This is a genomic window from Cupriavidus sp. OTU4054, assembly GCF_038440175.1.
In the GTDB taxonomy this organism is placed as follows: Bacteria; Pseudomonadota; Gammaproteobacteria; order Burkholderiales; family Burkholderiaceae; genus Cupriavidus; species Cupriavidus pauculus_D.
Window position 1 is genome coordinate 196,979 of sequence record NZ_JASATF010000008.1, and the last position, 22,839, is coordinate 219,817.

The window sequence follows — 22,839 nt, forward strand, 5'->3', positions numbered from 1 at the left end:
TCCTTCATGCAGCAACTGAACATCTACAACACGCTCGCGCGTGAGAAGCAGCCTTTCGTGCCAATCGAACCGGGCAAGGTCCGCATGTATGTCTGCGGCATGACCGTTTACGATTACTGTCACGTCGGCCACGCGCGCGTGATGGTGGTGTTCGACATGGTGCATCGCTGGCTGCGCGCCGCGGGCTATGACGTCACGTACGTGCAGAACATCACGGACATCGACGACAAGATCATCCGCCGCGCGGCCGAGAATGGCGAGACCATCGGCCAGCTGACGACGCGTTTCATCCAGTACATGCACGAGGATGCCGCGGCGCTGGGCATCATCCGTCCCGACTACGAGCCGCGCGCGACCGACTACGTGCCGCAGATGCTGAACCTGATCGAGAAGCTCGAGGCCAACGGCCTCGCGTATCAGGCCAGCGACGGCGACGTCAATTATTCGGTCCGCAAGTTTCCCGGCTACGGCAAGCTCTCGGGCAAGTCGCTCGAGGATCTGCGTGCCGGCGAGCGCGTGTCGGCCAACGACGCCAAGCAGGACCCGCTCGATTTCGTGCTGTGGAAGTCCGCGAAGGAATCGGAGCCGCCCGAGACCAAGTGGGCGTCGAAGTGGGGCTCGGGCCGTCCGGGCTGGCATATCGAATGCTCGGCCATGAGCTGCACGCTGCTGGGCGAGCATTTCGATATCCACGGCGGCGGCGCCGACCTGCAGTTCCCGCACCACGAGAACGAGATTGCGCAGTCCGAGGGCGCGAGCGGCAAGCCGTTCGTCAACCTCTGGATGCACAACGGTTTCGTGCGCGTGAACGACGAGAAGATGTCGAAGTCGCTCGGCAACTTCTTCACCATTCGCGAAGTGCTCAAGCAGTACGACGCCGAGGTCGTGCGCTTCTTTATCCTGCGCGCGCACTATCGCAGCCCGCTGAACTATAGCGATGCCCACCTCGACGACGCGCGCGGCGCGCTGACGCGCCTGTACACGGCGCTCAAGGAGACGCAGCCGGGCGGTTGCGCGGTGGACTGGGAAGAGCCGCACGCGAAGCGCTTTGCGGACGCGATGAACGACGACTTCAATACGCCCATCGCCATGTCGGTGCTGTTCGACCTCGCGAGCGAGGTCAATCGCACGGGCTCGACGGTGGCCGCGCGCCAGCTCAAGGGGCTGGCCGGCACGCTGGGTCTGCTCGAGCGCGATCCGCACACGTTCCTGCAGGGCGGCCACGTGACCGATGGCCTGACGCCCGACGAGATCGAGTCGCGCATTGCGGCGCGCAAGACGGCCAAGGTCGAGCGCAACTTCGCCGAGGCCGACCGCATTCGCGCGGAACTGCTCGAAGCGGGGGTGGTGCTGGAAGACAAGCCGGGCGGCGCGACCGAGTGGAGGCGTGCTTGAACGCTGCCGCGCGCAAGCCCACGGTAGCTGGCAAGTCCGCGAGCAGGCCGGCCTCGAAGGCATCCGGCAAGGGGGCGGGCAGCGCGCAGGGCAAGGCGCCCGCGAAGGTGCTCGCCAAGGTTGCCGCGACCGTGACCGGGAAAGAGGCCGCCAAGACCGCGGTTGCGAAGCGTACCGACAAGGCGACCGGCAAGAGCGCCGCCGCCGCGAAGGGCGCCCGCGCCGCCAGGCCGGCGTTGCCGGAAGCCGAGGGCATGCCCTTACCGGTGGAGACGGTCGTCGATGCGGTGCGTCCCGCCTACTGGGATGAAGCGTGCGCGGACCTGATGAAGCGGGACCGCATCCTGCGCAAGATGATCCCGACATACGGCCCCGCGCATCTGATCTCGCGCGGCGATCCGTTCGTCACGCTCGCGCGCTCCGTCGTTGGCCAGCAGATCTCCGTCAAGGCCGCGCAGGCCGTGTGGGACAGGCTCGTGACGATGTGCCCGCGGCTGACGCCCGCGCAGTTCCTCAAGGCCGGCAACGATCAGCTCGCCAGTTGCGGATTGTCGCGGCGCAAGGCGGAATACATCATCGATCTTTCCGAACATTTCAAGGCCGGACGCGTCCATGTCAATGAGTGGGCCGCGATGGAGGACGAGGCGGTCATCGCCGAGCTCACGCAGATTCGCGGTATCGGGCGCTGGACGGCGGAAATGTTCCTGATGTTCAACCTGATGCGCCCGAACGTGCTGCCGCTCGACGACGTTGGCCTGATCAATGCAATCTCGGCCAATTACTTCAGTGGCGAGCCGGTGACCCGGAGCGAGGCACGTGAAGTGGCCGCCAATTGGGAGCCGTGGCGCACGGTAGCGACGTGGTATATGTGGCGCAGTCTGGACCCGGTTCCAGTGACGTATTAGGAGTGTCTGGCAGGGCCGGCAGGGAAAATTTGCCGGGAAGTGTAGGAAGTTCAACTTTCAGGGCGGTCGGACCGGGTTCTTTTTCCGGTAGAATGCGCCCCTTCACAGACAGGTCCGCGTTTCTATGAAAACCACCTTCCTGGATTTCGAACAGCCGATTGCCGAGCTCGAGGCAAAGATCGAAGAACTGCGTTTTGTTCAGGACGATTCGGCCGTCGATATTTCCGAAGAGATCTCGCGGCTGGCTGGCAAGAGCCAGCAGCTCACCAAGGATATCTACGCCAACCTGACCCCGTGGCAGGTTGCGCAAATCGCCCGTCACCCCCAGCGTCCCTATACGCTGGACTATGTGCGGGAGATCTTTACCGACTTCCATGAACTGCACGGCGACCGTGCGTTTGCCGACGATCTGTCGATCGTGGGCGGTCTGGCGCGCTTCAACGGCCAGGCCTGCATGGTCATCGGTCACCAGAAGGGCCGCGACACGAAGGAACGCGCGCTGCGCAACTTCGGCATGTCGAAGCCCGAGGGCTATCGCAAGGCCAAGCGACTGATGGAGCTGGCCGACAAGTTTGGCCTGCCGATCTTCACGTTCGTGGACACGCCGGGCGCGTTCCCCGGCATCGACGCGGAAGAGCGTGGCCAGTCGGAAGCGATCGGCCATAACCTCTACGTGATGGCCGGCCTGAAGGTGCCCCTGATCGCGACGATCATCGGCGAAGGCGGTTCGGGCGGCGCGCTCGCGATTGCCGTCGGCGATGTGGTGCAGATGCTCCAGTTCGCGACGTATGCGGTGATCTCGCCGGAAGGCTGCGCGTCCATTCTCTGGAAGACCGCCGCGAAGGCGCCGGAAGCCGCCGAGGCACTGGGCCTGACCGCGCATCGACTGAAGGCGCTGGGCCTGATCGACAAGATCATCAACGAGCCGCTCGGTGGCGCGCATCGCGACCCGAAGAACATGGCGACGATGCTCAAGCGCTCGCTGGCCGAATCGCTGCGCCAGTTCCAGGGCATGAGCGTGAAGGAACTGCAGGCGCGCCGTCATGAGCGTCTGCTCGCGTATGGCAAGTTCAAGGAAACCGGCGCGACCGAATGACGGTGGCGCCAACGCGGTGACATCCACGATGTCACCGGACCTGATCGACAAGGTCGCACGGGCTGTGCAAGCCAGTGCGGCCTTTGTTGTTTCGGCTCCCAGCGATGTTGCGTCCATCGCTTTGCCGATTGCCGTGGCCCTGTCCGGCGGCCGGGACTCCGTGGCGTTGCTCCACGCCGCGCGCGATGCCGCCGCGCGGCTCGGCGCGACCGTCGTCGCATTGCACGTGCATCATGGCCTGCAGGCGGAAGCCGATGCATGGGACGCGTTCTGCGCGACGCTGTGCGGCGAGTGGGGCGTGCCGTTCCATACCGAACGCGTACAGGTCTCCGCGCTGGGCGGGGAGGGCATCGAGGCGGCCGCGCGACGCGCGCGCTACGACGCGCTGGGCCGCATGTGCCGCGCGGCCGGTGCCCGCGTGCTGATGTTCGCGCATCATCGCGACGATCAGGTGGAAACGGTGCTCCTGCGCCTGTTCCGCGGTGCCGGCGTTGCGGGTCTCGCCGGGATGCCGGCAATGCGCGCGCTCGATCCCGCCGGCGACGTGCAGCTGCTGCGCCCGTGGATCGACGTGCCGCGCGCGGAGATCGATGCGTACTGCGCGCGCCATGCGCTGCGCTGGATCGAGGATCCTTCCAACACCGATACGCGGTATGCGCGCAATGCGCTGCGCGCCCATCTGCCTGCCCTCGTGGCGGCGTTTTCCGGATTGCAGGAGAACGTGGTGCAGGCCGCCGCGCATATCGCGCAGGCCGCGGACATGCTCGACGCCATGACGCAGCACGACCTCGCGCCGCTGGTGCGGGCGGGGCGCGATGGCGATACCTACGGCGAACTCGATCTGCCAGGATTGCGCGCGTTGCCGCCCGCGCGGGCGGACGCGGTGCTGCGGACCTGGCTGCGCGACCTGGGCGCGCAGCCGCCTTCGACGGCGCGGCTCGCGGATATGCGCAGGCAACTGATCGACCATGACGGTGGCGAGCCGGCCATCGCGCACGACGGGCTCGTGCTCCATCGTTTTCGTGACCGCGTGCTGGCCTGCCGGCCGCCGCTTGCCGCGGTGCCGGATGTGTTCGCGTTTGCGTGGCAGGAAGCTGCCGAGGTTGCCGTGCCGGACTGGCGCGGTGTCTTGCGTTTTACGCGCGACGACACGTTCGGCGTGCCCGAGGCCGTGCTGCGGGCGCCGATGCGCGTGACGCCGCGCGCCGGCGGCGAGCGGATCGTGCTGCGGCCGGGCGGCCCGGCGCGCGCGCTCAAGCAGGCCTATCAGGAAGCCGGCGTGCCCGCGTGGCGCCGCGAGTGCCTGCCGCTGCTGTGGGCGGGGGAGGCGCTGGTGCTCGCGGCCGGGCTCGGACAGCATCGTCGCTGGCCGGACGCCGCGCCGGCGCCACGGTGGCGGGTGGAGTGGGTGCCGGATCGGCTGGAAAATCGCCCCGGCGCCACTCCCTGATCACGCCGATGCAAGCCTGGCCTTGCCGGAGCGGCGCCGTTCGTGTATTTTCAAGGGCTTTGCACAATCGCTGGCGTCGACAAGAAGATGGCTCTCATCGTTCACAAATACGGCGGCACTTCGATGGGTTCCACGGAACGCATCAAGAATGTCGCCAAGCGCGTGGCCAAGTGGCACCGCGCGGGTCACCGCGTAGTCGTGGTGCCTTCGGCCATGTCGGGCGAGACCAATCGCCTGCTGGGCCTTGCCAAGGAACTCTCCGCGCAGCCTGACCCGCGTGAACTGGACATGCTGGCCTCGACCGGCGAGCAGGCCAGCGTGGCCCTGCTCGCGATCGCGCTGCATGGCGAGGGCATCGACGCCGTGAGCTACACGGGCTGGCAGGTTCCCGTGAAGACGGATTCGGCCTACACGAAGGCGCGCATCCAGTCGATCGACGACGAACGCATCCGCGGCGACGTGGACGCTGGCAAGGTGGTCGTGATCACCGGGTTCCAGGGCATCGACGAAGAGGGCAATATCACGACGCTGGGTCGTGGCGGCTCGGATACGTCCGCCGTGGCCATCGCGGCCGCGATCAAGGCCGACGAATGCCTGATCTATACCGACGTGGATGGCGTGTACACGACCGATCCGCGCGTGGTCGAGGACGCCCGCCGGCTGGACCAGATCACCTTCGAGGAAATGCTGGAAATGGCGAGCCTCGGTTCCAAGGTGCTGCAGATCCGCTCGGTGGAGTTCGCCGGCAAGTACCGCGTGAAGACGCGCGTGCTGTCGTCGCTGACCGACCCCCTGATGCCGCTCGAGCAGGAAATGCATTCGGGCACGCTGATTACTTTTGAGGAAGAGTCTGACATGGAAGCAGCCGTCATCTCCGGCATCGCATTTGCCCGTGACGAGGCCAAGATCACTGTCCTGGGCGTGCCGGACAAGCCGGGCATCGCCTACCAGATCCTGGGCCCGATCGCCGACGCGAACATCGACGTCGACATGATCATCCAGAACCAGTCCGTGGACGGCAAGACCGATTTCACGTTCACCGTGCCGCGCGGCGACTACCAGCGCGCGCTGACGATCCTCAACGATGGCGTGAAGGCGCATATCGGCGCCGGCAGCGTGACGGGCGACCCGAAGGTGTCGAAGGTCTCCGTGGTTGGCGTGGGCATGCGCTCGCACGTCGGCATCGCCAGCAAGATGTTCCGCACGCTGTCGGAAGAGGGCATCAACATCCAGATGATCTCGACGTCGGAGATCAAGATCTCGGTGCTGATCGACGAGAAGTACATGGAGCTCGCCGTGCGCGCGCTGCACAAGGTGTTCGAACTCGATCAGGCGTGATCGAATTTCGCCAGGAATTTTCTGGCGAGCGAAATTGTGGTCAATGTCATCGATTTGGCGTTGACCAATTGAAAGTCACTCGCTAGAATACGCGCTTCGTTGTGTGGACTCCCTCGCACAACGCAAGTTTGGGAGACGTGGCCGAGAGGTCGAAGGCACTCCCCTGCTAAGGGAGCATCCGGGCCAAAACCTGGATCGAGGGTTCGAATCCCTCCGTCTCCGCCAGTAATTGCGGCGAACCCCGGAAGATCGCGGTCTTCCGGGGTTTTGTTTTTCTGGCGCGGGTTTCCGGTACATACACTGCCACGCGGGTGTTACACACGGACCAGCGAGAAGACATGGCACACCTCATCAAACGCGGCAGTACGTACTACATTCGCCGCCGTATCCCCAAGCACCTCACGCCCCTCTATCCGGGCAAAGCCGAAATCGTTAGAAGCCTCCGCACCAAGGACCGGGCCGAAGCATTGCGCTTGTCCCGAGCCATATCTGTGGAATTGGATAACGAGTTTGCGACGGCAGAGCAGACCATGACGCAGCGTCCGCAGCCGATGCCAGCAGACAGCATCGACCCGGCCTATTGGGACGAGGCAGCGAGCCATGAGCAGGCCGAGGAAACAGCGGCGCATTGGGATGCCGAGGACGAGCAGCAGGAAAAGGACGAGGCCGAGGCGGACCGGCTGGAGCGGGTTTGGGCCATCGTAGAGCGGCGTAGGTCCGAGGCAGGGCATGCCCCGATTCCACCCGCCATTCGCCAAGCTGTTTCCACGCAGAATGCGCCCACGGCCCAGCAAGCCAAGACCAAGACATCGGGCCTCACGCTTGAGCAAATCATCCCGCTCTGGCAGCGCGACAGACAGCCCACGGCCAAGACTGTGGACGCAGTGACGCGCGCCGTGCGAGAGGCGAGAGACCCCGATATCCACACCATTACGCGAGCGGCCATCATCGCCATGCGTTATCGCTGGATTGAGGCGGGCAACAGTGTCGCCACGACGAACAAGACAATTGGATTTATCCGTCTGCTGCTGGGTGTCGCCAAGTCTCGCGGCTTGATCGAAGCGAACCACGCAGAGGGTGCAGAACTGCCGCCGCCTAAGCGCGCGGTCGAGCTACGTCTGCCCTACAGCCCCGAGCAGGCGGAGGCCGTCATGGATGCCACCAAGGGCATGCGCGAATCGGACCCGGCTATGTACTGGCTACCACGACTGGCCCGCTGGACAGGTGCCCGGCTGAACGAATTGCACCAGCTACGCCGCGAGGATTTGCAGACCCGCGAGGGAAATGCCTGGCCTCATGATTGCCGATGAGGGTGAGCACGACGAGGGTGCGGCAATGCGCCTCAAGAATCAAGGTAGCCGCCGATGGGTGCCACTGGCCGAGCCAGTGCGAGACTTCGTGGAATGGGCGCAGGCTCGGCAGGATGGTCCGCTATTCCCCGCCAAGGCGGATATGCACGGCATCGTATCCGCCGCCTTTTCGAAGCGGTACGGGCGATTGCTGCGCAATACCCTCAAGATCACGGACAAGCGCATCACCTTCCATTCTTGGCGGCATGGGTTCGCCGACATGTGTCGGACCGCTGGTGTTACGCCGGACGTGCGAATGGCCCTGATGGGGCACGCTGAACAGGGAGTATCTGCCGCCTATGGGGCAGGCGATGGAATGCCTGCCACACGGTTACTCGAAGCGATAAATCAAATCAGTCGGTAGACTAGAATTTATCGTCTTCAACGAATCGAATTCCTTTCTGTGCTGCTAAGGAGGCGATACCTGCTATGTCGTCTTGGCTAGCATTTCCCGCGCTTTCGCTGTCAACGTTTGACGGCTTTGCCTTCTTGGCCGCGTTCATCTTGTCCCGAATGGCACGGATGCTTTGGTGCTTTAGCTGTCTTTCGTGGCGGGCAACGTACCAGTCCTCTACTAGGAGTTCAATTAGCCAAACAAGGTGTGCCGCCTCGTCTGCGTCAACCTCGACGATAACGTTGATATCCTTTTCCATATGTGCGCCGATATTGCCAATGCTGCGCACGGCATCGATCGACTTCCACGTCTCGGCATCGACTTTATCTTCGATTGCCTTAATCTCCTCAGCGAGAGTCCCCTTACTTATTCCAAAGAAATCGCGAATAATTCCTTGCAGGCATCGCCTTGATAGGGTTGCCGACGCTTTCGGGCTGAGGCTCTGAATCAGGCAGGCTTCGTTGTAGTCCTCAACGATCGGATGAGGAACATAGTCTGGCATTGGCTTGGCAGCGGAAGCTGGGCGCAGAGTCCAAGTCTGCCTGGCCGCGCCCCTAGGGGCATACGAGCCACCTCCAGGCGGGGTCGCATACCTGTAGAGAGCAGCCTTTAGTTCATACTCTCGGCACGCCGGGTTGGGGCAAGTGATGACGGTAGTAACTAGGACCGAGTTGCCATCCTTATTGCCCTTGTCGAAAACATGATGATCAACAGACCGATTGTTTATGGTAATGGTTGCGTGGTGACCGCAGAAAGGACATTGCCAAGAATACGAATCAGACATCATTTCCCTTTCTTAGAGAATTGGCGTGGTGTGAAAATCCTATCACACTTTGAATAATCTGCATTTTGGTTCGGGCAAAAAATCCGTTTTGCTAATCCGCGCGCAGTTGTGAAATCAAATGACTCGCGCGCTCCCCCGTACGCCCCCGCGCATCCCACGCGCAACAACCCTCTAGCATGACCGGGGCACCAGTCCCGGAGCTAGTAGCACGGCCACAGGTCACGCTCTGCGCGGGGCATCCCTTGGCGTGGCAAGGCTTAACAGGCATCGCATGATTAACATTGACGACCCGCGCGTCAGCTTCGATCCCGAGGACTATCAGAAAATTTTCAGTCATCCTACCTTTACAACGCACGCGACGCCCGCCCAAGGCGCAGCGGGAGGCATCGCGGCCCACTGGATGCCGTTGATCGCCTGTTTCTCTAAGGCACGACTGGAAGAAATCGCGCAACTCAGGCGGGAAGACTTTAAGAGGGAGTCCGGGGCCGACTATTTCGCGATCCACAACGCGAAAGGTAGTACGAAAAATAAAGCGTCCAATCGCGCAGTCCCTGTTCATCCGGTACTGACTCGGCTTGGACTGCTCGACTATGTGGCATCGCTGCCGAGCCCAGACGCGCCTCTGTTTCCCCTCCTCAAGCTGAGCAAGCTGGGGAAGCTCAGCGGCAGCTGGGGGGCATGGTTCGCGAAATTTCTGCGTCATGAGATTGGCATCACGGATACGCGAAAGACGTTTCACTCGTTTCGGCATGGCTTCGCTACAAACTGGCGAATACGTCGGCTGGACGAGCCCGTCCGTTTCGTGATCGACGGGCATGCCCTGGGCTCGGTTGGCGCCAAGTATGGCCACACGCCCATAGAAACGCGGGCATATTGGATGGACAAGCTGGTGATCAAAGGTTTCCCGCTTTAGCGAGGGCGTGCGGCTTGCGATCGAAGGCGTGCTGCCCAGTCGAAATAAACGAAGTTGGGCCGCTCACCGTGGCGCTCGCTGCATCAGCGAAGCCAGCGGGACGCTGAGTGCCACGGCGATGCGTGCCAGGGTGTGCAGGGTGGGGGCGCCCTCGCCGCGTTCGATGCGACTCACGGCGGACGTCTGCAGGCCCGCATGCCGGGCGAGTTCGCTTTGATTTCAGCCGAGCATCTTGCGTCGGATACGTACCGACTTGCCAAAGGCCTGCTCGATCGTCGTGATCTGGCTCGCCATGGCAGTGTGACAGCCTACAGGCCGGATCTCTTGAGGAGTTGGGAGGGGGCGATATCGAGCGCGGCCGAAATCCGGATGAGATTGAGCACGGACAGATTGCGCTCGCCGCGCTCGATGCGGCCCATATGGCTGCGGTCGATGCCCGTCGCAAGGGCCAGCGCTTCCTGAGACACGCGAACTCCAGGCGGCGAGCGCGGACCACCGCGCCAATGGCGGTTAAGTACCCTGCGTCATCCTGTTTGCCCGAGAGTTGGCTGGCGCGGTACCGCTTGCGCGCGCAGCGTCGCGGCAGTCGGCACCGTACTCGGAAGGCGACGAGCCGCCCGTGAGTGGTCTTACGGCTGGCAAGCCGCGGCCGCCAGGGTCAGGCGCGGGCAGCGCTGGAACGCTACCCGTTGCACCGCGACCTCCCTGTCAGCCGCGCTCGCTGGAACCCCGCTACGCCCCTGATCGGTAGCCTGAATGGTGGCGAAACCGGCTTCACGCCCCTGCGCACGCCGGTCACGCGTGCGCGGCGTCAGCCTCTTCCGCCGGACGCGCCACCGCCGCATCGGCAGTCGCCTTTTGTACGCGCACGGCATTCGTGCCCGCATCGTAGGCGATCGTCACCTTGTCGCCATCGCGTACATCGCCCCGCAGCAGCGCATCCGCGAGTTGCGACTCCACTTCCGCCCGGATCTTGCGCTTTAGCATCCGTGCGCCGAACTCGGGGTCATAGCCGATATCGGCGAGGTGATCCCGCAGCGAATCGTCGAACGATAGCTCGATGTTCTGTCCGGCCGCGGTGCGCTGCACGCGCGCGAGTTGCAGATCGACGATGCTGCGGATCTGTGCCTTGCCCAGCGCGTGGAACACCACCACTTCATCGACGCGGTTCAGGAACTCGGGCTTGAAATGATGCCGCAGCACCTCCATCAGGCGGTCGCGCAGCGCAGGGTAGTCCAGCTGCGCCTTGTCGGCACGCATGTTGTCCTGAATCATCTGCGACCCGATATTGCTCGTCGCGATGATGATCGTGTTCGTGAAATCCACCGTGCGTCCCTTTCCGTCGGTGAGACGGCCTTCGTCGAACAGCTGCAGCAGGATGTTGTGCACCTCCGGGTGCGCCTTCTCGATCTCGTCGAGCAGCACCACGCTATACGGCCGGCGGCGGACTCGTTCGGTCAACTGACCGCCTTCTTCATAGCCGACATATCCAGGGGGAGAGCCCACCAACCGCGACACCGTATGCCGCTCGGCGTACTCGCTCATGTCGATACGCACCAGTTGGTTCTCGTCGCCGAATACGGCGGCGGCAAGGGCTTTGGCAAGCTCCGTCTTGCCCACGCCGGTCGGCCCCAGAAACAGGAAGCTCGCGATGGGCTTGCCGCCTTCCGTGAGACCGGCGCGGGAGAGCCGGACGGCCCTCGCCACCGCGCTCACGGCCTCGTCCTGGCCGACCACACGCTCCATCAGGCGGTCTTCGAGGCGAAGCAGCTTCTCCCTGTCCTCGGCGGTGAGTTCGGACACCGGAACGCCGGTGAGCGACGCTACGACCTGCGCGATGTCTTCTGCCGTCACCTCCTGCGAACTTGTGCCGCGTTCTTTTTTCCACGCTTCGGTTGCATCGTTGAGGCGCTCCTGCTCGGCGCTGAGCTTGTTTTCCAGTTCCTTCGCCTTGTCGAACTGCTTGGCGGCGCTCGCCGCGTCCTGTTCCTGACGCGTGCGGCGGATGCTGGCCTCGATATCGCGCAGCTTCGTCGGCCTGGAGTTCGAGGCGATTCGTACGCGGGCAGCCGCCTGGTCGAGCAGGTCGATGGCCTTGTCCGGCAGGAATCGCGCGGCGATATACCGGTCCGACAGCTTCGCCGCGGCCGAGATGGCCTCCTCGCTGATCTTCACCTTGTGGTGGGCCTCGAGGCGATCCCGGAGGCCGCGCAGGATCTCGATGGTTTCCGCGACGCTCGGTTCGGGGACGTTCACTGGCTGGAAGCGGCGCTCGAGCGCCGAGTCCTTCTCGATGTACTTCTGGTATTCATTAAGCGTCGTGGCGCCCACGAGGTGCAGTTCGCCGCGTGCGAGCGCGGGCTTGAAGACGTTGCCGATATCCAGTCCACCTTCACCGCCACCCTGGCCGGCACCCACGATCGTATGCAGCTCATCGATGAAGACGATGAGCCTGTCCTGATTCGCGACGATCTCGTCGAGTACCTGTTTCACGCGCTCTTCGAACTCGCCACGATATTTCGCGCCCGCCACCACGCTGTTGATGTTCAACTCGACGACACGCTTGCCCCGCAGCACTTCCGGGACCTGATCCTGCGCGATGCGCTGGGCGAGTCCCTCTACGATCGCCGTCTTGCCGACGCCCGGCTCGCCGATCAACACCGGGTTGTTCTTGCGCCTGCGGGCCAGCACCTCGATCGTGGTTTCGATCTCCTTGTCGCGGCCGATCACCGGATCGAGCTTGCCGCGCCGCGCGAGGTCGCTGAGATCGCGCGCATACTTGTCGAGCGTCGGCGTGGTGGATCGCCCCTCGACGGTGCCTTCCTCCGCGCCTTTGCCGACCACTTTGACGGTCTTCTGCCGGAGCGCATGCGAAGACAGCCCGTATTTGCGCAGCAACTCGCCCGCGAAGCCATCTTCCTCTTCGACGAGTCCGATCAGGATATGCTCCGGCCCGACATAGCTGTGGCCGAGCTCCCGCGATGCGGTCAACGCATTCTCCAGCGCGCTCTTCGCGCGCGGCGACACGCCGATGTGTTCATCGTCGGCTCTCTCCCCGCGGTTGCCCCGTGGCGCGCTCTGATCGACCGTCCTCTTTATCTCTTCCGGGTCCAGCTTGAACTCGCGAAAGATCTCCTGCACCACGTTATTGTCGGTGAGCGCAAGCAGCAGGTGTTCGGTATCGACTTCGGACTTGCCGAGATCGACAGCCTTTTGGGCGGCAGCCTGCAGGCGGTCCAGGCCGCTCTCGCTAAGGAACGTCTGGAGGTCGACGGCTTCGCGCGCGCGGCGATGCCGACGCGGACGACCGCCGGGTGAGCCCCCGCGCGTGGCCGCACCTGCGTCGCCGTTGCCGTCCTCCCCGGCACTTGTCCGCGACTCGTCGGCCTTGCCGACGGCATGCAAGCCGCTCCGGCCGCCTTCCAGCGGCGACAACATGTCGTCGAAGAGGCTATCGAAGAGGCCGCCGCGGAAAAGCGACTCGAGCGGCGAGAGGCTGCGCTGGTTGCGCGCCATGAACTCGACGTAGTGCTGGTTGCACAGCGTCAACTGGCGACGCTGACCGTTCTCGGTAATCGTAATCTGCGAGGTCGCCGGCTTTCCGCAAACACTGCAAGTTGCCATGATGATCTCCGTTGAAGAGGGCAGTTGAGGATTGAGGGCGAGGGCCTGCTAAAGAGCCCTCGAGGTGCAGGGCTGTCAGCCCTTGGCGTACTCGAACACCGGCAGCTTCTTCAGCGCGTCCTTGCTTGCGCCGGGGAGAATGGCCTTCGGTGCGATCTGTTTGAAATGCTGAACGGGGATCGCGACACGATGCGTGGCCACGCCGAGAAAGCCACCGACATCGATGACCGCGGTCGAAAGCGAACCATCCGGTGCCACGATGAGGTCATCGACCCGGCCGATCTTCTCGTTCTTTTCGTTATAGACATCGGTGTGGATCATCTTCGATGCACGCCAGCCCGTTGCCACCAGTTGGGCCTCGGTAACGGTTACCCCGAGCGTCGCCTTGCCGGCGATGGGCGGATCCTGCGCGGTCGCGGTGCCGGTCAACAGGCCCCCAGCGGATAGCGCGAGCACAAGCGTTGACAGCTTTGCGACTGAAGTCAGGCGGGTCTTCATGGTGTTCTCCGATATGCGCACAGGGAGGATGGACGCCGGGCGTGCGGCGCCCTCACGAGTGCAGTGGGACGTTCCGCCGGTTGCGAAGGACGGACCGCCAGTTCCGCGCGCCAAGGCCCAGGACGAGGAGCATCACGCCCGTGACAATCGCGTAGGTGCTGACCATCCAGACGAGGGCGAGCGCGCCGGCACCGGGGGCCAGCAACACGACGACGCCGAACAGCACCGACAGGATGCCGATGGCAAACAGCAGCCAGTGGTTGCGCCCGCGCCGCTTCAGCCGCATTGCGGCGGTGAGATCGAGCACGCCCGTGACGATGGCGTTCGCGCCCATGACAGCGATCAGCACGAGCGTCGTCAGACCTGGCACGGCGATGGCGATCACGCCCGCGGCAATACTGCACAGGCCCAGCAGCAACGGGATCCACCAGTCCGAGCGTATTGCGCGATGTCGCACCGCCGCGCCGACTGCCGCGGCGCCTGCGATAACGACATAAGCCGCGAACATCGCGCCGAGCACCAGCAGCGTGAGACCAGGCCAGAGAAGCGCGAGGACACCAAACACGATGCCTGCGGCGCCGCGCAGCGCCAGCATCCACCATGCACGTCCGAGCAGTTCTTCCATTGTTGGGTACCTCGGTCGAGTCGACAGGGGCCCGGCTGGCAAGGCAGGCGGGATGGGTGAGCCGTGACTGTGCTCAAGCTTATGTCCGGGCGTCATGCGGTTCTTCCGCGTTTCTGCGCAGAGGTTTCGGAATCCTGCGCCCCCGGGCATCACCCGCGCTCCTCGTTCTCCCGCGCGGCCAGCTCGGCGGCCACCGCATCGACCGCGTCGTCGCGTTGCCGCATCAGCCAGTAGACGCTGCCGAGCGCGAGTAGTCCCGCGGCGAGTGCGACGATGTGAGGCGGGTCCGTGGCCGGGTCGAGGATGATGAACTTGCGCGCGATCGCCAGTATCGCAACGAGGATCACCGTCTTGACCTGTACGATGTGACCTCGCCGTAGTACGACGTGGGTAATCGAATGCTTGAACTCCATCGCGATCAGGAGCGTCATCACCATCCCGAAGACCGCCTGGAAGACCGCATGGTCGAGAATATCGATGGCTCCCGAAAACAGCAGTGCGATGACGGCGCGAATCAACTGCCAGAGCGATACGAGAATGACGACCGAGATCACGAGGCTCAAGATGTGGGAGATGATCTGCTCGAAGCGCTCATAGAACGTCAGCATGCGCCATTGCAGCCGCAGTTTGTCAAGATTCAAGGGAGTGGTCGGCCTCATCTTCGGACTCGTTGGGTTCCGGCCAGCCGGCAGGCTGCCATCCGCCTGCCTGCCTGACCAGAATGAGTTCGGGAATCAGGCAGTCGAAGCTATGGAGCGCCCGGTCCTTGACGAGTCTCCAGAACTCGACTTTGAAGATTGCAAGCCCCGCCTCGAAATTGACCAACGCAACGGGCGCGGCCAGGATGGCCGCCTCATGGGCGCTTTCCGTAAAGATCCGCTTCATATCGTCATGCCGGTGCGGCCAGATGACCGTCGCATAGAGAAAGTTCTGCGCCGACCTCGTGTGTAGCGTCGGCATGGACACATGGACGCCACAGCTGGGGTGCCTCAGATACCCGAGTTCGTGCACGCATCTCTTTTCGTCCATCAGCCGGATGGACGTGATACGGCTCTTGTGCAAATCCATGAACTGGCAATCGCTCTTCTTGACGCGAGCGAGTTCCTGCGCGCGTGTCGCCACGGCCTGGTCTTCGGACTCTCCGTGCAGGATCGTCACGACGTTCTTCGACGCCATCGCGGGGGGAATGCCCTGCAAGTACTCCTCCCCGATATAGACGAGTCGGTAACCGTCATCGCCAAGATTTTTTTCGCGTTCCGGACATAGCTCGGGGATGATGGATTGTGCGTTGCCCTCATAGACGGCATGAAGCCATTCCACGTCGTCGAACTTCTTCTGTACGCCGCGCCAGGTGAACGTGGGATCCAGAAAGAGGCCGAACTCCTCGCCGCTGAGTCCCGGTGGATGATCACGATTGAAGTCACCGAGCCGTGCCGCCAGATAGGGCAGCGCCGCACCGTGGCGCGCAGGGGAGTAGGCCAGAAACGCATCGGCGATGGTCTGACCCAAACCGGCATCGAGCGAGCCCTGAAGGCCGAGGATGGTGTTGGCGTGGACAGCAAGGGTGGTCCGCATGGGAACCAGGACGAAGCAATCGGCAAGCGGCTGCCTGAAGCGCTCGATACGGTATTGCCGGCGTATCGCCGAGACGATCTGGACCTCGCCGAGCGCGCCGGGCAAACGATGCTGGGCGCGCGCCGTGAGCGCACGCGCGGACAGCCGCGATGGCTCGGGTAGCATGTTGAAGCTATCGCCGTTCCTGCGCGGTTGGCAGACCCAGTCGAGCAGTCGGCTGGCGCTCAGCTGGACGGGATCCGTGATCGCTTCCATGGTCAACTCGTATCGTTAGCTTATGCGGGGCGCCCTGGCACGAACGCCTCACCAGACGCGTGTATCGGCTCCCGCGCCGGTAGCATTCCGCGCGGGAAAGCGCGGCACCACATGCGTGCCAAGCTCCTCGACGACCTCGGCTGCGCCGCGGCCTCCGTACTTCAAATTGAGGATGACATGATCGACGCCGATGGCCTGCAGGACATCCAGCAAGTCGATCAGATGGCTTCTGCCAAGCCTGAACCCGAGGTGAATCGGTGATGGCGCGGCCGTCGGCGATGCATCGAGGTCGACATACAGCGACTGCATGAACGGCTTGTACACGCTACCGGATTGCGCGATCACTTCCTGCCGCCATTTGTCGATGCTCGTTCGCTGGAGGTGAGGCGGGCGGGGATAAGTGATCCACCCACAGCTGTGCCTGGCGATCCAGTCGAGCGATTGGCGGCTATGCCCGGTCACGAACAGCGGAATCTCGTTCGTCGTGGGCTTTGGAATCAGGTCGGCCCCGATCAGCTCGCCTTCGCTCCAGCGCACGGGCTCGAAGCTCGTGCGCTGCACCTGTCGGATCACCGCTATCCTTTCGCGGAAGATATCGGCTCGCTTTTCCGGGTCGATGTTGAATGCCGGGAACTCGACTGGGCGATCTCCGGAGGCCACCCCCAGAAGCAGCCGGCCATGACTCAGTTGATCGACGCTCGCGACCGCCTTGGCCGTATGGAGGGGATTGCGCAGCGGTAGCACGATCGACGCCGTGCCGAGGGCGATGTTCGAAGTGTGGGCGGCGATAAATCCCATATAGACCCACGGATCGAACACCTGGCCCACATCGCCAAAGCTCGGATCTCTCAGTGGCACATCGCGAAACCATAACGCCGCAAAACCGGCCGCCTCGGCTCGCTTGACCAGCGCGACCTGGTTGAGCATCGTCGGCCGATCTCCCTCGAACGCTTCAATGGGAAAAAACAATCCAAGGCTGAGCGTCCCTGGCGAGAAGGCACGTTCGAAACCCCGATGCCGCTGGTAAGGAACAGTACTGGGCTGGAACATCTGCATCCCCCTCACCAAGACACCAGGACAACCAGAGACCACGAGGACTTCCTGTGCCAAGGCTAGACCCACGCCGGAGGGATGTCTGTCGCGATTCTGCCGTGTTTTGTTGGCCTTCTGCCATCGTGTCTCATGGCCCTCGCATCGCGCCGATGACAGCAGGAACGTGACATCGTGGAGCAGTAACCGACAAGAACCGCGCGCAGTGTCGCGGCTAGACTGCGTATAGACCCAGGGGCCTCGTCTCTCTCGGCCCAAGTCGATCACACAAGGAACGAATATGCCCGATAAGGAAGCCGGCCCCCTGTACAAGCTGTTCAAGCCTATAAAGGTCGGCCCGTACAAGCTGCCTCATCGCGTCGTGATGGGTCCGTTGACGCGTTCGCGCGCACTCCGGCCGGGCAACATTCCGTCGCAGCTCAACGCTTGCTATTACGCCCAACGCGCGACGGCCGCGCTCATCGTCAGCGAGGCGACCCAGGTATCGATGCAGGGGCAGGGCTATGCATGGACGCCGGGCATACACAGCCCGGCGCAGGTCGAAGGCTGGCGGCTCGTGGCGGACGCCGTGCACGAGGCGCAAGGGCTGATGTTCATGCAGCTGTGGCACGTAGGACGGATCTCGCACCCGTCGCTGCAACCCGATGAGATGCTGCCCGTCGCGCCCTGCGCGCTCCAGCCGAAAGCCGAGGCGTTCATCGAGAACGAGCGGGGCGAAGGGGTCATCGCGCCTTGCGTCAAGCCTCGCGCACTGCAGCCCGAAGAGATGCCGTATGTCGTGCGCCAGTACTTCCGCGGTGCGCGCAACGCGAAGGCCGCGGGCATGGATGGCGTCGAGGTCCATGGCGCGAACGGTTATCTGCTCGACCAGTTCCTGCTGTCGGGCACGAACAGCCGCGCGGACGAATACGGCGGATCGATCGAGCGCCGGGCCAGGTTGTTGCTCGAGGTCGTCGAGACGGTTTGCGAAGTGTGGGGGCCAGACAGAGTGGGCGTCAGGCTCTCGCCGCTTGGCACCTTCAACGACATGCACGATGACGATCCGGAGGCCACCTTCTCTTACGTCGTGGAGAAGCTGAATCGATACGGCCTGGCTTACTTGCACATCGTGAACCCCGCGTTGGCGTCGACGGGAGAGGATGTGGCCGCCATCGAGCGCGCGAAACGCATGAGCCAGATGATACGCCGCACGTATCGCGGTGTGCTGATGGTCGCCGGCGGGTTCGACGGGCGCGATGCGGAAAAATGGATCGAGGATGGCAACGCGGATCTGATTGCGTTCGGACGATTGTTCATTGCCAACCCCGACCTGCCTGAACGCTTGCGGCTACACGCGGCGCTCAATTCGCCGGATCCCACCACCTTCTACGGCGGCGGCGAGCGCGGATATACCGACTATCCGACGCTCGCGCAGGAGCGCGGGGAATCCCCTCGCTCCGTCACCGACGGGCGCTGGAGGTAGGCCGCGGAGAGGCAACAAGTCTTTGCAGGAATACGGAAGAGGTACCACCCCCAAGCGCCTGGCTTTGAGGTCACTGTCATCACAAACACAAGGAGTTGAATCATGGCTGCGAGCGGCAATCGCGTAATCACGTTCATGGGTCCGATGAAGATGGAGCTTCAGACCTTCGACTATCCAAAGCTGATCACCCCGACGGGCAAGAAAGCCGAACACGGCGCCATCCTCAAAATCGTGACGACGAACATCTGTGGCAGCGACCAACACATCTACCGGGGCCGCTTTGCCGCGCCCAAGGGGATGGTGATGGGTCACGAGATGACGGGGGAGGTCATCGAGGTCGGGAAGGGGGTCGAGTACATCAAGGTGGGCGACCTGTGCTCGGTGCCGTTCAACGTCTCCTGCGGGCGTTGCCGCAATTGCAAGGAGCGGCACACCGATGTGTGCATGAACGTCAACGACGCCGTCGATTGCGGCGCGTATGGCTTCAATCTCGGCGGCTGGCAGGGCGGCCAGTCCGACTACCTCATGGTGCCTTACGCCGACTGGAACCTGCTGCCTTTCCCGGACAAGGATCAGGCGATGGAGAAGATCCGCGATCTCACGCTGCTGTCGGACATCCTGCCGACTGGCTTCCATGGCCTGATGGAGGCTGGGGCCAGAGTCGGCTCGACGGTCTATATCGCCGGGGCCGGGCCCGTGGGCCGGTGTGTCGCGGCGGGGGCCCGCCTGATCGGCGCGTCCTGCATCATCGTGGCCGATAGTAATCGGGAGCGGCTGGACCTGGTGAAGAACAATGGTTGCGAGATTGTCGATCTCACCAGCGACACGCCGGTGCCCGACCAGATCGAAGCGATCCTGGGCAAGCGGGAAGTCGATTGCGGCGTGGATTGCGTCGGGCTCGAAGCGCACGGCAGCGGCCCGGAGGCGAACAACGAGCACTCGGAGGCGGTCATCAACACGCTGATTGAAGTGGTACGGGCAGGCGGGGCGATGGGCATCCCCGGCATCTACACCGACGCCGATCCGAAGGCGAGCACCGAGCTGACAAAAAAGGGGCAGCTTCCCGTTGCGTTCGGCAAGGCGTGGATCAAGTCGCCGAGACTCATGGCGGGGCAGGCACCGATCATGCACTACAACCGCGACCTGATGATGGCGATCCTGTGGGGCCGGATGCCCTACCTCGGCGCGATGCTGAACACCGAGCTGATCTCGCTCGAGGAAGCGCCGGAGGCCTACAAGACCTTCAGCGACGGTTCGCCGAAGAAGTTCGTCATCGATCCGCATGGCAGCGTAAAGAAGGCTGCCTAGACAACAGCCGCCCATCATGAAAGCCGTGGTCTATAACGAGTCGGTGCCGCTCGATTCGCCGGATGCCCTGATCGACACCACGTTGCCGGAGCCAGTGCCGGCCGGGTACGACCTGTTGGTGGAGGTGCGTTCGGTGTCGGTGAACCCGGTCGATACCAAGATCCGGGGCGGCGTGCTGCCGCCCCCGGTGGAACCGAAGGTGTTGGGCTGGGATGCGGCCGGTGTGGTTCGCGCCGTGGGGGACCGCGTCACCCTATTCAAACCCGGTGATCGGGTCATGTACGCCGGTTCGCTGTTGCGCGCGGGCACCAACAGCGAGCTGCATCTGGTCGACGAGCGCATCGTCGGTCCAATGCCGAAGCGCCTCAGCTTCGAGGAAGCGGCCGCGCTGCCGCTGACTGCGGTCACGGCGTGGGAGTTGCTGTTCGACCGATTGCAGGTGCGCGAGGGCAAGAACCCGATCGGGGTGCTGGTGGTCATTGGCGGCGCGGGCGGCGTCGGCTCGATATTGATTCAACTGGCGCGCCAGTTGACGGGCCTGACCGTGGTCGCCACGGCATCCCGGCCGGAGACACGGGAGTGGGTGCGCGAGCTTGGCGCGCACCATGTCATCGACCACACGAAGCCCATGGCGGCGCAACTGCGCGGCCTTGGTATCGACGAGGCCGATTACATGGCGGATTATGTGGCAAGCCTGACCCACACCGACAAGCACCTCGTCGACATCGCCGAGATGCTGGCACCGCAAGGCAAGCTGGGCCTGATCGATGACCCCGAGTCGCTCGACGTGCCGATCCTCAAGCCGAAGAGCATCTCGCTACATTGGGAACTGATGTATACGCGCTCGATGTACCAGACGGCGGACATGATCGAGCAACACGCCATTCTGGTCCGGATCGCCGCGCTGGTCGATGCCGGCGTGCTGCGCACAACCCTGGCGGACCTTTTCGGCACCATCAACGCGACAAACCTGCGCCGCGCCCATGCCTTGATCGAGAGCGGCAAGGCGCGCGGCAAGATCGTGCTATCCGGTTTCTGATGTTACGTGCGCGCTTCTATTCGAGCTTCGTTTTGCCTAACTGGCACCAGGCGTACGCCGGAGAGTCGTGTCGTTCTGGGCGAACATGTGCAAACCGGAAAGCGCGGGGCGTGTAGCCTGTGTATTGATGAAACACCGCGGTGAAGTGTTGCTGCGTCCGATAGCCTGCCCGAGCAGCGACATCGATGAGGGGAATGACTCCTTCGATAAGCATCAACTCCGCATACTTCAGCCGTTTCGTAGTCAGGTAGAGGTGCGGTGTAAGGCCAGTCGCGTTTTTGAAAGCATGCGCGAAATGCGACGCGCTCATATGCACGACCGCCGCGAGGCGCTCGACCGGAATGTTCTCCGCGATATGCTTGTCTATGAAATCTTCTACGACACTTAGCTTTAGATGCGAGAGCGCTGCACCCTCTTCGTGTGTACCAGCGCGCCCGTATCGGGCCGCGAGATGAAGCGAAATTACGGCAGCGAAGGCGACGAAGCACTCCGGGTCCGGCTTTGTACCGGCATGCAGCGTTGAAATCTTGTCGGCCACCTCGCGTAGGAATGGGTCCCACGCCGTGACCCAGCAAGGAATATCACAGGTCGTGGTACCGTAACCAATACTGGCGGTTTCCCTCAACCTGGCCAAATTGAGCGCGAGCACAAGGCCACGAGGATCGTCCTCATCGTCTAATTCGATGCAAGCGCTCGCGGGCACGATAGCAATGAACGGCGCACTGACGCTGATATGGTGACAAGAGCGGGCAGTGTCTCCGACGACGCTCGCATGTGCGGTGGTCCGGTCTGCCGGGATGACACACGAGATCCATTGTGCAGGCTTTATGGAACAGTCCGTACAGCACATACCGATCGCGTGGCAGTAGAGGCCACGCGACTCCGAAGAAACAGACATTTGCTCCATGGGGCGCCATCTCCAGGAAGGACGATAGTGGGACATCGAAGTCTAGTCCCTGCAGTCATCTTCCTTAGGTTTACTTACACATTCTTCCGGCACGCCACGGTGTCAGGCCCGTGATGGAAGGATTGACGGGGCCGGAGCGTCGGCGGCGGTGGTCGGCGCCGCTGGCCGGCCGCCTCAATGCGTTCTCAGATGCGCCTGAACTTCGCGCGCATCGAAAGCCGATAGATCTTCGTTGATGACTTCGAAGATCATCTGAAGCGTTTCCGCGCTGAGATGCTTGCGAAGCATGCCCAGAAATCTTGGCTCCACGGCGAGTCGCAAGCGATGATACCTATGCTCGAGCCGTCCCTGTTCGAGGCGTTCGGCGATGGTCTTCGCAAACTTCTCGCGTTCCCTATCTCTAAGCGTGATCCCACCTGGAACAACATTGACGAGGTCTTCGATTTCCCGTAATTCCAGTTTTAGCCCAGCGGTCTCGAAGATTCGAGCACGGCCACCGTCGGCGACGACGACCCAAGTAATATCGGCCATGGTGTACCTCTGAGAGGTGATCGGCTGATGCTCCCAACCGGGTAGGCGTACACCATTTTAGGTGGCGGCCCGGAGCGGCGCGGAGCCGAACGGGATGAGTCGCAGTTTTCAGTAAAAAGAGCGCATTCCGTGCCTGTCGCGGCGGCGAGCCGGCCAACGCCGTCGCGCGCCAGCTCATCTCCATCCGCCGCTATTCCTCCTGAAACGCTACGTCTCGCTTTGCCTTGATCGACGGCATGGCCACAATGATCACCAGCAGCGCAGCGGCGATCAGCAGGCCGAGCGACAGCGGGCGCGTCACGAACACCGTGAAGGCGCCGCGGGACAGCAGCAGCGACCGA

Annotated in this window: 21 protein-coding genes, 1 tRNA gene and 2 pseudogenes; 12 read left to right on the forward strand and 12 right to left on the reverse strand. The window is 63.1% G+C overall.

Annotated features, from left to right (window positions below; translation table 11 throughout):
• Positions 1-6: 6 nt before the first annotated feature.
• The 8 genes from cysS to AAHB16_RS12605 all read left to right on the forward strand — a co-directional run bounded on the left by cysS (position 7) and on the right by AAHB16_RS12605 (position 7,897).
• The gene (cysS, locus tag AAHB16_RS12570) at positions 7-1,395 is read left to right on the forward strand and encodes a cysteine--tRNA ligase (RefSeq protein WP_150372221.1); all 1,389 of its coding nucleotides are present in this window, start codon (positions 7-9) and stop codon (positions 1,393-1,395) included.
• Positions 1,392-2,300 (forward strand): DNA-3-methyladenine glycosylase family protein, encoded by a 909-nt coding sequence (locus AAHB16_RS12575; protein ID WP_342051000.1) that lies wholly within the window; start codon positions 1,392-1,394, stop codon positions 2,298-2,300. The genes cysS and AAHB16_RS12575 overlap by 4 nt, the downstream gene beginning before the upstream one ends.
• 124 nt (positions 2,301-2,424) lie before the next feature.
• Positions 2,425-3,396: an acetyl-CoA carboxylase carboxyltransferase subunit alpha gene (locus AAHB16_RS12580; RefSeq protein WP_150372220.1), complete on the forward strand. Its 972-nt coding sequence runs from the start codon at positions 2,425-2,427 to the stop codon at positions 3,394-3,396.
• A gap of 28 nt (positions 3,397-3,424) precedes the next feature.
• Positions 3,425-4,846 carry a tRNA lysidine(34) synthetase TilS gene (gene tilS / locus AAHB16_RS12585; protein WP_446718090.1) on the forward strand — a complete coding sequence of 474 codons (1,422 nt, stop codon included), beginning with the start codon at positions 3,425-3,427 and terminating at the stop codon, positions 4,844-4,846.
• Positions 4,847-4,933: 87 nt separating this feature from the next.
• Entirely contained in the window at positions 4,934-6,184 is a 1,251-nt protein-coding gene (locus tag AAHB16_RS12590; protein ID WP_150372219.1) for an aspartate kinase, read from the forward strand.
• A 131-nt stretch (positions 6,185-6,315) separates the two neighbouring features.
• Positions 6,316-6,409, forward strand: a tRNA-Ser gene (locus AAHB16_RS12595).
• A gap of 113 nt (positions 6,410-6,522) precedes the next feature.
• The gene (locus AAHB16_RS12600) at positions 6,523-7,494 is read left to right on the forward strand and encodes a DUF6538 domain-containing protein (protein WP_342051002.1); all 972 of its coding nucleotides are present in this window, start codon (positions 6,523-6,525) and stop codon (positions 7,492-7,494) included.
• Positions 7,481-7,897 (forward strand): hypothetical protein, encoded by a 417-nt coding sequence (locus tag AAHB16_RS12605; RefSeq protein ID WP_191002119.1) that lies wholly within the window; start codon positions 7,481-7,483, stop codon positions 7,895-7,897. Before AAHB16_RS12600 ends, AAHB16_RS12605 begins: the two co-directional genes overlap by 14 nt.
• Before the next feature lies 1 nt (position 7,898).
• Here AAHB16_RS12605 and AAHB16_RS12610 read toward each other — a convergent pair whose 3' ends face one another.
• Positions 7,899-8,429, reverse strand: coding sequence for a DUF4145 domain-containing protein (locus tag AAHB16_RS12610; protein ID WP_223851285.1), 531 nt, complete (start codon positions 8,427-8,429; stop codon positions 7,899-7,901).
• A 553-nt stretch (positions 8,430-8,982) separates the two neighbouring features.
• Here AAHB16_RS12610 and AAHB16_RS12615 point away from each other — a divergent pair.
• Entirely contained in the window at positions 8,983-9,624 is a 642-nt protein-coding gene (locus AAHB16_RS12615) for a hypothetical protein (protein WP_150372216.1), read from the forward strand.
• Positions 9,625-9,687: 63 nt separating this feature from the next.
• Here AAHB16_RS12615 and AAHB16_RS32750 read toward each other — a convergent pair.
• From AAHB16_RS32750 to AAHB16_RS12650, 8 genes and pseudogenes are all read right to left on the reverse strand, one after another.
• A pseudogene (locus AAHB16_RS32750) lies at positions 9,688-9,828 on the reverse strand (helix-turn-helix domain-containing protein); the annotation flags it as partial.
• Between the two features lie 104 nt (positions 9,829-9,932).
• Positions 9,933-10,091 carry a helix-turn-helix domain-containing protein gene (locus AAHB16_RS12620; RefSeq protein WP_317889526.1) on the reverse strand — a complete coding sequence of 53 codons (159 nt, stop codon included), beginning with the start codon at positions 10,089-10,091 and terminating at the stop codon, positions 9,933-9,935.
• Positions 10,092-10,419: 328 nt separating this feature from the next.
• On the reverse strand, positions 10,420-13,248 hold the full coding sequence (locus AAHB16_RS12625; protein WP_342051003.1) for an ATP-dependent Clp protease ATP-binding subunit: 2,829 nt from the start codon (positions 13,246-13,248) through the stop codon (positions 10,420-10,422).
• Between the two features lie 75 nt (positions 13,249-13,323).
• Positions 13,324-13,746, reverse strand: a complete 423-nt coding sequence (locus tag AAHB16_RS12630) for a PRC-barrel domain-containing protein (RefSeq protein ID WP_150372214.1) — start codon at positions 13,744-13,746, stop codon at positions 13,324-13,326.
• Between the two features lie 52 nt (positions 13,747-13,798).
• Positions 13,799-14,371, reverse strand: a complete 573-nt coding sequence (locus AAHB16_RS12635; protein WP_342051004.1) for an HdeD family acid-resistance protein — start codon at positions 14,369-14,371, stop codon at positions 13,799-13,801.
• A gap of 149 nt (positions 14,372-14,520) precedes the next feature.
• Positions 14,521-15,030: a phosphate-starvation-inducible PsiE family protein gene (locus AAHB16_RS12640; RefSeq protein WP_150372212.1), complete on the reverse strand. Its 510-nt coding sequence runs from the start codon at positions 15,028-15,030 to the stop codon at positions 14,521-14,523.
• Positions 15,002-16,201 (reverse strand): hypothetical protein, encoded by a 1,200-nt coding sequence (locus AAHB16_RS12645; protein ID WP_342051005.1) that lies wholly within the window; start codon positions 16,199-16,201, stop codon positions 15,002-15,004. Before AAHB16_RS12645 ends, AAHB16_RS12640 begins: the two co-directional genes overlap by 29 nt.
• Positions 16,202-16,249: 48 nt before the next feature.
• Positions 16,250-17,251, reverse strand: a complete 1,002-nt coding sequence (locus AAHB16_RS12650; RefSeq protein WP_342051018.1) for an LLM class oxidoreductase — start codon at positions 17,249-17,251, stop codon at positions 16,250-16,252.
• Positions 17,252-17,531: 280 nt separating this feature from the next.
• Between AAHB16_RS12650 and AAHB16_RS12655 the strand changes: the two genes are divergently transcribed.
• The 3 genes from AAHB16_RS12655 to AAHB16_RS12665 all read left to right on the forward strand — a co-directional run bounded on the left by AAHB16_RS12655 (position 17,532) and on the right by AAHB16_RS12665 (position 21,060).
• Positions 17,532-18,713: an alkene reductase gene (locus AAHB16_RS12655; protein ID WP_150372210.1), complete on the forward strand. Its 1,182-nt coding sequence runs from the start codon at positions 17,532-17,534 to the stop codon at positions 18,711-18,713.
• Positions 18,714-18,815: 102 nt separating this feature from the next.
• On the forward strand, positions 18,816-20,021 hold the full coding sequence (locus tag AAHB16_RS12660; RefSeq protein WP_342051006.1) for an alcohol dehydrogenase catalytic domain-containing protein: 1,206 nt from the start codon (positions 18,816-18,818) through the stop codon (positions 20,019-20,021).
• Positions 20,022-20,037: 16 nt separating this feature from the next.
• Positions 20,038-21,060, forward strand: a complete 1,023-nt coding sequence (locus AAHB16_RS12665; protein ID WP_342051007.1) for a zinc-binding alcohol dehydrogenase family protein — start codon at positions 20,038-20,040, stop codon at positions 21,058-21,060.
• Positions 21,061-21,076: 16 nt separating this feature from the next.
• On the opposite strand, the gene AAHB16_RS12670 is transcribed toward AAHB16_RS12665, so the two are convergent.
• The 3 genes and pseudogenes from AAHB16_RS12670 to AAHB16_RS32755 form a co-directional block, all read right to left on the reverse strand.
• Entirely contained in the window at positions 21,077-21,967 is an 891-nt protein-coding gene (locus AAHB16_RS12670; RefSeq protein WP_342051008.1) for a helix-turn-helix transcriptional regulator, read from the reverse strand.
• A 174-nt stretch (positions 21,968-22,141) separates the two neighbouring features.
• Positions 22,142-22,498 (reverse strand): host attachment protein, encoded by a 357-nt coding sequence (locus AAHB16_RS12675; RefSeq protein WP_342051009.1) that lies wholly within the window; start codon positions 22,496-22,498, stop codon positions 22,142-22,144.
• A 190-nt stretch (positions 22,499-22,688) separates the two neighbouring features.
• Positions 22,689-22,839, reverse strand: a pseudogene (locus tag AAHB16_RS32755) (tripartite tricarboxylate transporter permease); the annotation flags it as partial.

What these genes read in the sequence shown, in the direction of transcription:
- AAHB16_RS12600 (WP_342051002.1), top strand. Translation starts at nt 6,523, where the DNA reads ATGGCACACCTCATCAAACGCGGCAGTACGTACTACATTCGCCGCCGT.
- AAHB16_RS12605 (WP_191002119.1), top strand. Translation starts at nt 7,481, where the DNA reads ATGATTGCCGATGAGGGTGAGCACGACGAGGGTGCGGCAATGCGCCTC.
- AAHB16_RS12665 (WP_342051007.1), top strand. Translation starts at nt 20,038, where the DNA reads ATGAAAGCCGTGGTCTATAACGAGTCGGTGCCGCTCGATTCGCCGGAT.
- AAHB16_RS12590 (WP_150372219.1), top strand. Translation starts at nt 4,934, where the DNA reads ATGGCTCTCATCGTTCACAAATACGGCGGCACTTCGATGGGTTCCACG.
- AAHB16_RS12615 (WP_150372216.1), top strand. Translation starts at nt 8,983, where the DNA reads ATGATTAACATTGACGACCCGCGCGTCAGCTTCGATCCCGAGGACTAT.
- AAHB16_RS12650 (WP_342051018.1), bottom strand. Translation starts at nt 17,251, where the DNA reads ATGTTCCAGCCCAGTACTGTTCCTTACCAGCGGCATCGGGGTTTCGAA.
- AAHB16_RS12610 (WP_223851285.1), bottom strand. Translation starts at nt 8,429, where the DNA reads ATGCCAGACTATGTTCCTCATCCGATCGTTGAGGACTACAACGAAGCC.
- AAHB16_RS12675 (WP_342051009.1), bottom strand. Translation starts at nt 22,498, where the DNA reads ATGGCCGATATTACTTGGGTCGTCGTCGCCGACGGTGGCCGTGCTCGA.
- AAHB16_RS12645 (WP_342051005.1), bottom strand. Translation starts at nt 16,201, where the DNA reads ATGGAAGCGATCACGGATCCCGTCCAGCTGAGCGCCAGCCGACTGCTC.
- AAHB16_RS12630 (WP_150372214.1), bottom strand. Translation starts at nt 13,746, where the DNA reads ATGAAGACCCGCCTGACTTCAGTCGCAAAGCTGTCAACGCTTGTGCTC.
- AAHB16_RS12655 (WP_150372210.1), top strand. Translation starts at nt 17,532, where the DNA reads ATGCCCGATAAGGAAGCCGGCCCCCTGTACAAGCTGTTCAAGCCTATA.
- AAHB16_RS12670 (WP_342051008.1), bottom strand. Translation starts at nt 21,967, where the DNA reads ATGGAGCAAATGTCTGTTTCTTCGGAGTCGCGTGGCCTCTACTGCCAC.
- AAHB16_RS12625 (WP_342051003.1), bottom strand. Translation starts at nt 13,248, where the DNA reads ATGGCAACTTGCAGTGTTTGCGGAAAGCCGGCGACCTCGCAGATTACG.
- AAHB16_RS12635 (WP_342051004.1), bottom strand. Translation starts at nt 14,371, where the DNA reads ATGGAAGAACTGCTCGGACGTGCATGGTGGATGCTGGCGCTGCGCGGC.
- AAHB16_RS12660 (WP_342051006.1), top strand. Translation starts at nt 18,816, where the DNA reads ATGGCTGCGAGCGGCAATCGCGTAATCACGTTCATGGGTCCGATGAAG.
- cysS (WP_150372221.1), top strand. Translation starts at nt 7, where the DNA reads ATGCAGCAACTGAACATCTACAACACGCTCGCGCGTGAGAAGCAGCCT.
- AAHB16_RS12580 (WP_150372220.1), top strand. Translation starts at nt 2,425, where the DNA reads ATGAAAACCACCTTCCTGGATTTCGAACAGCCGATTGCCGAGCTCGAG.
- tilS (WP_446718090.1), top strand. Translation starts at nt 3,425, where the DNA reads ATGTCACCGGACCTGATCGACAAGGTCGCACGGGCTGTGCAAGCCAGT.
- AAHB16_RS12640 (WP_150372212.1), bottom strand. Translation starts at nt 15,030, where the DNA reads ATGAGGCCGACCACTCCCTTGAATCTTGACAAACTGCGGCTGCAATGG.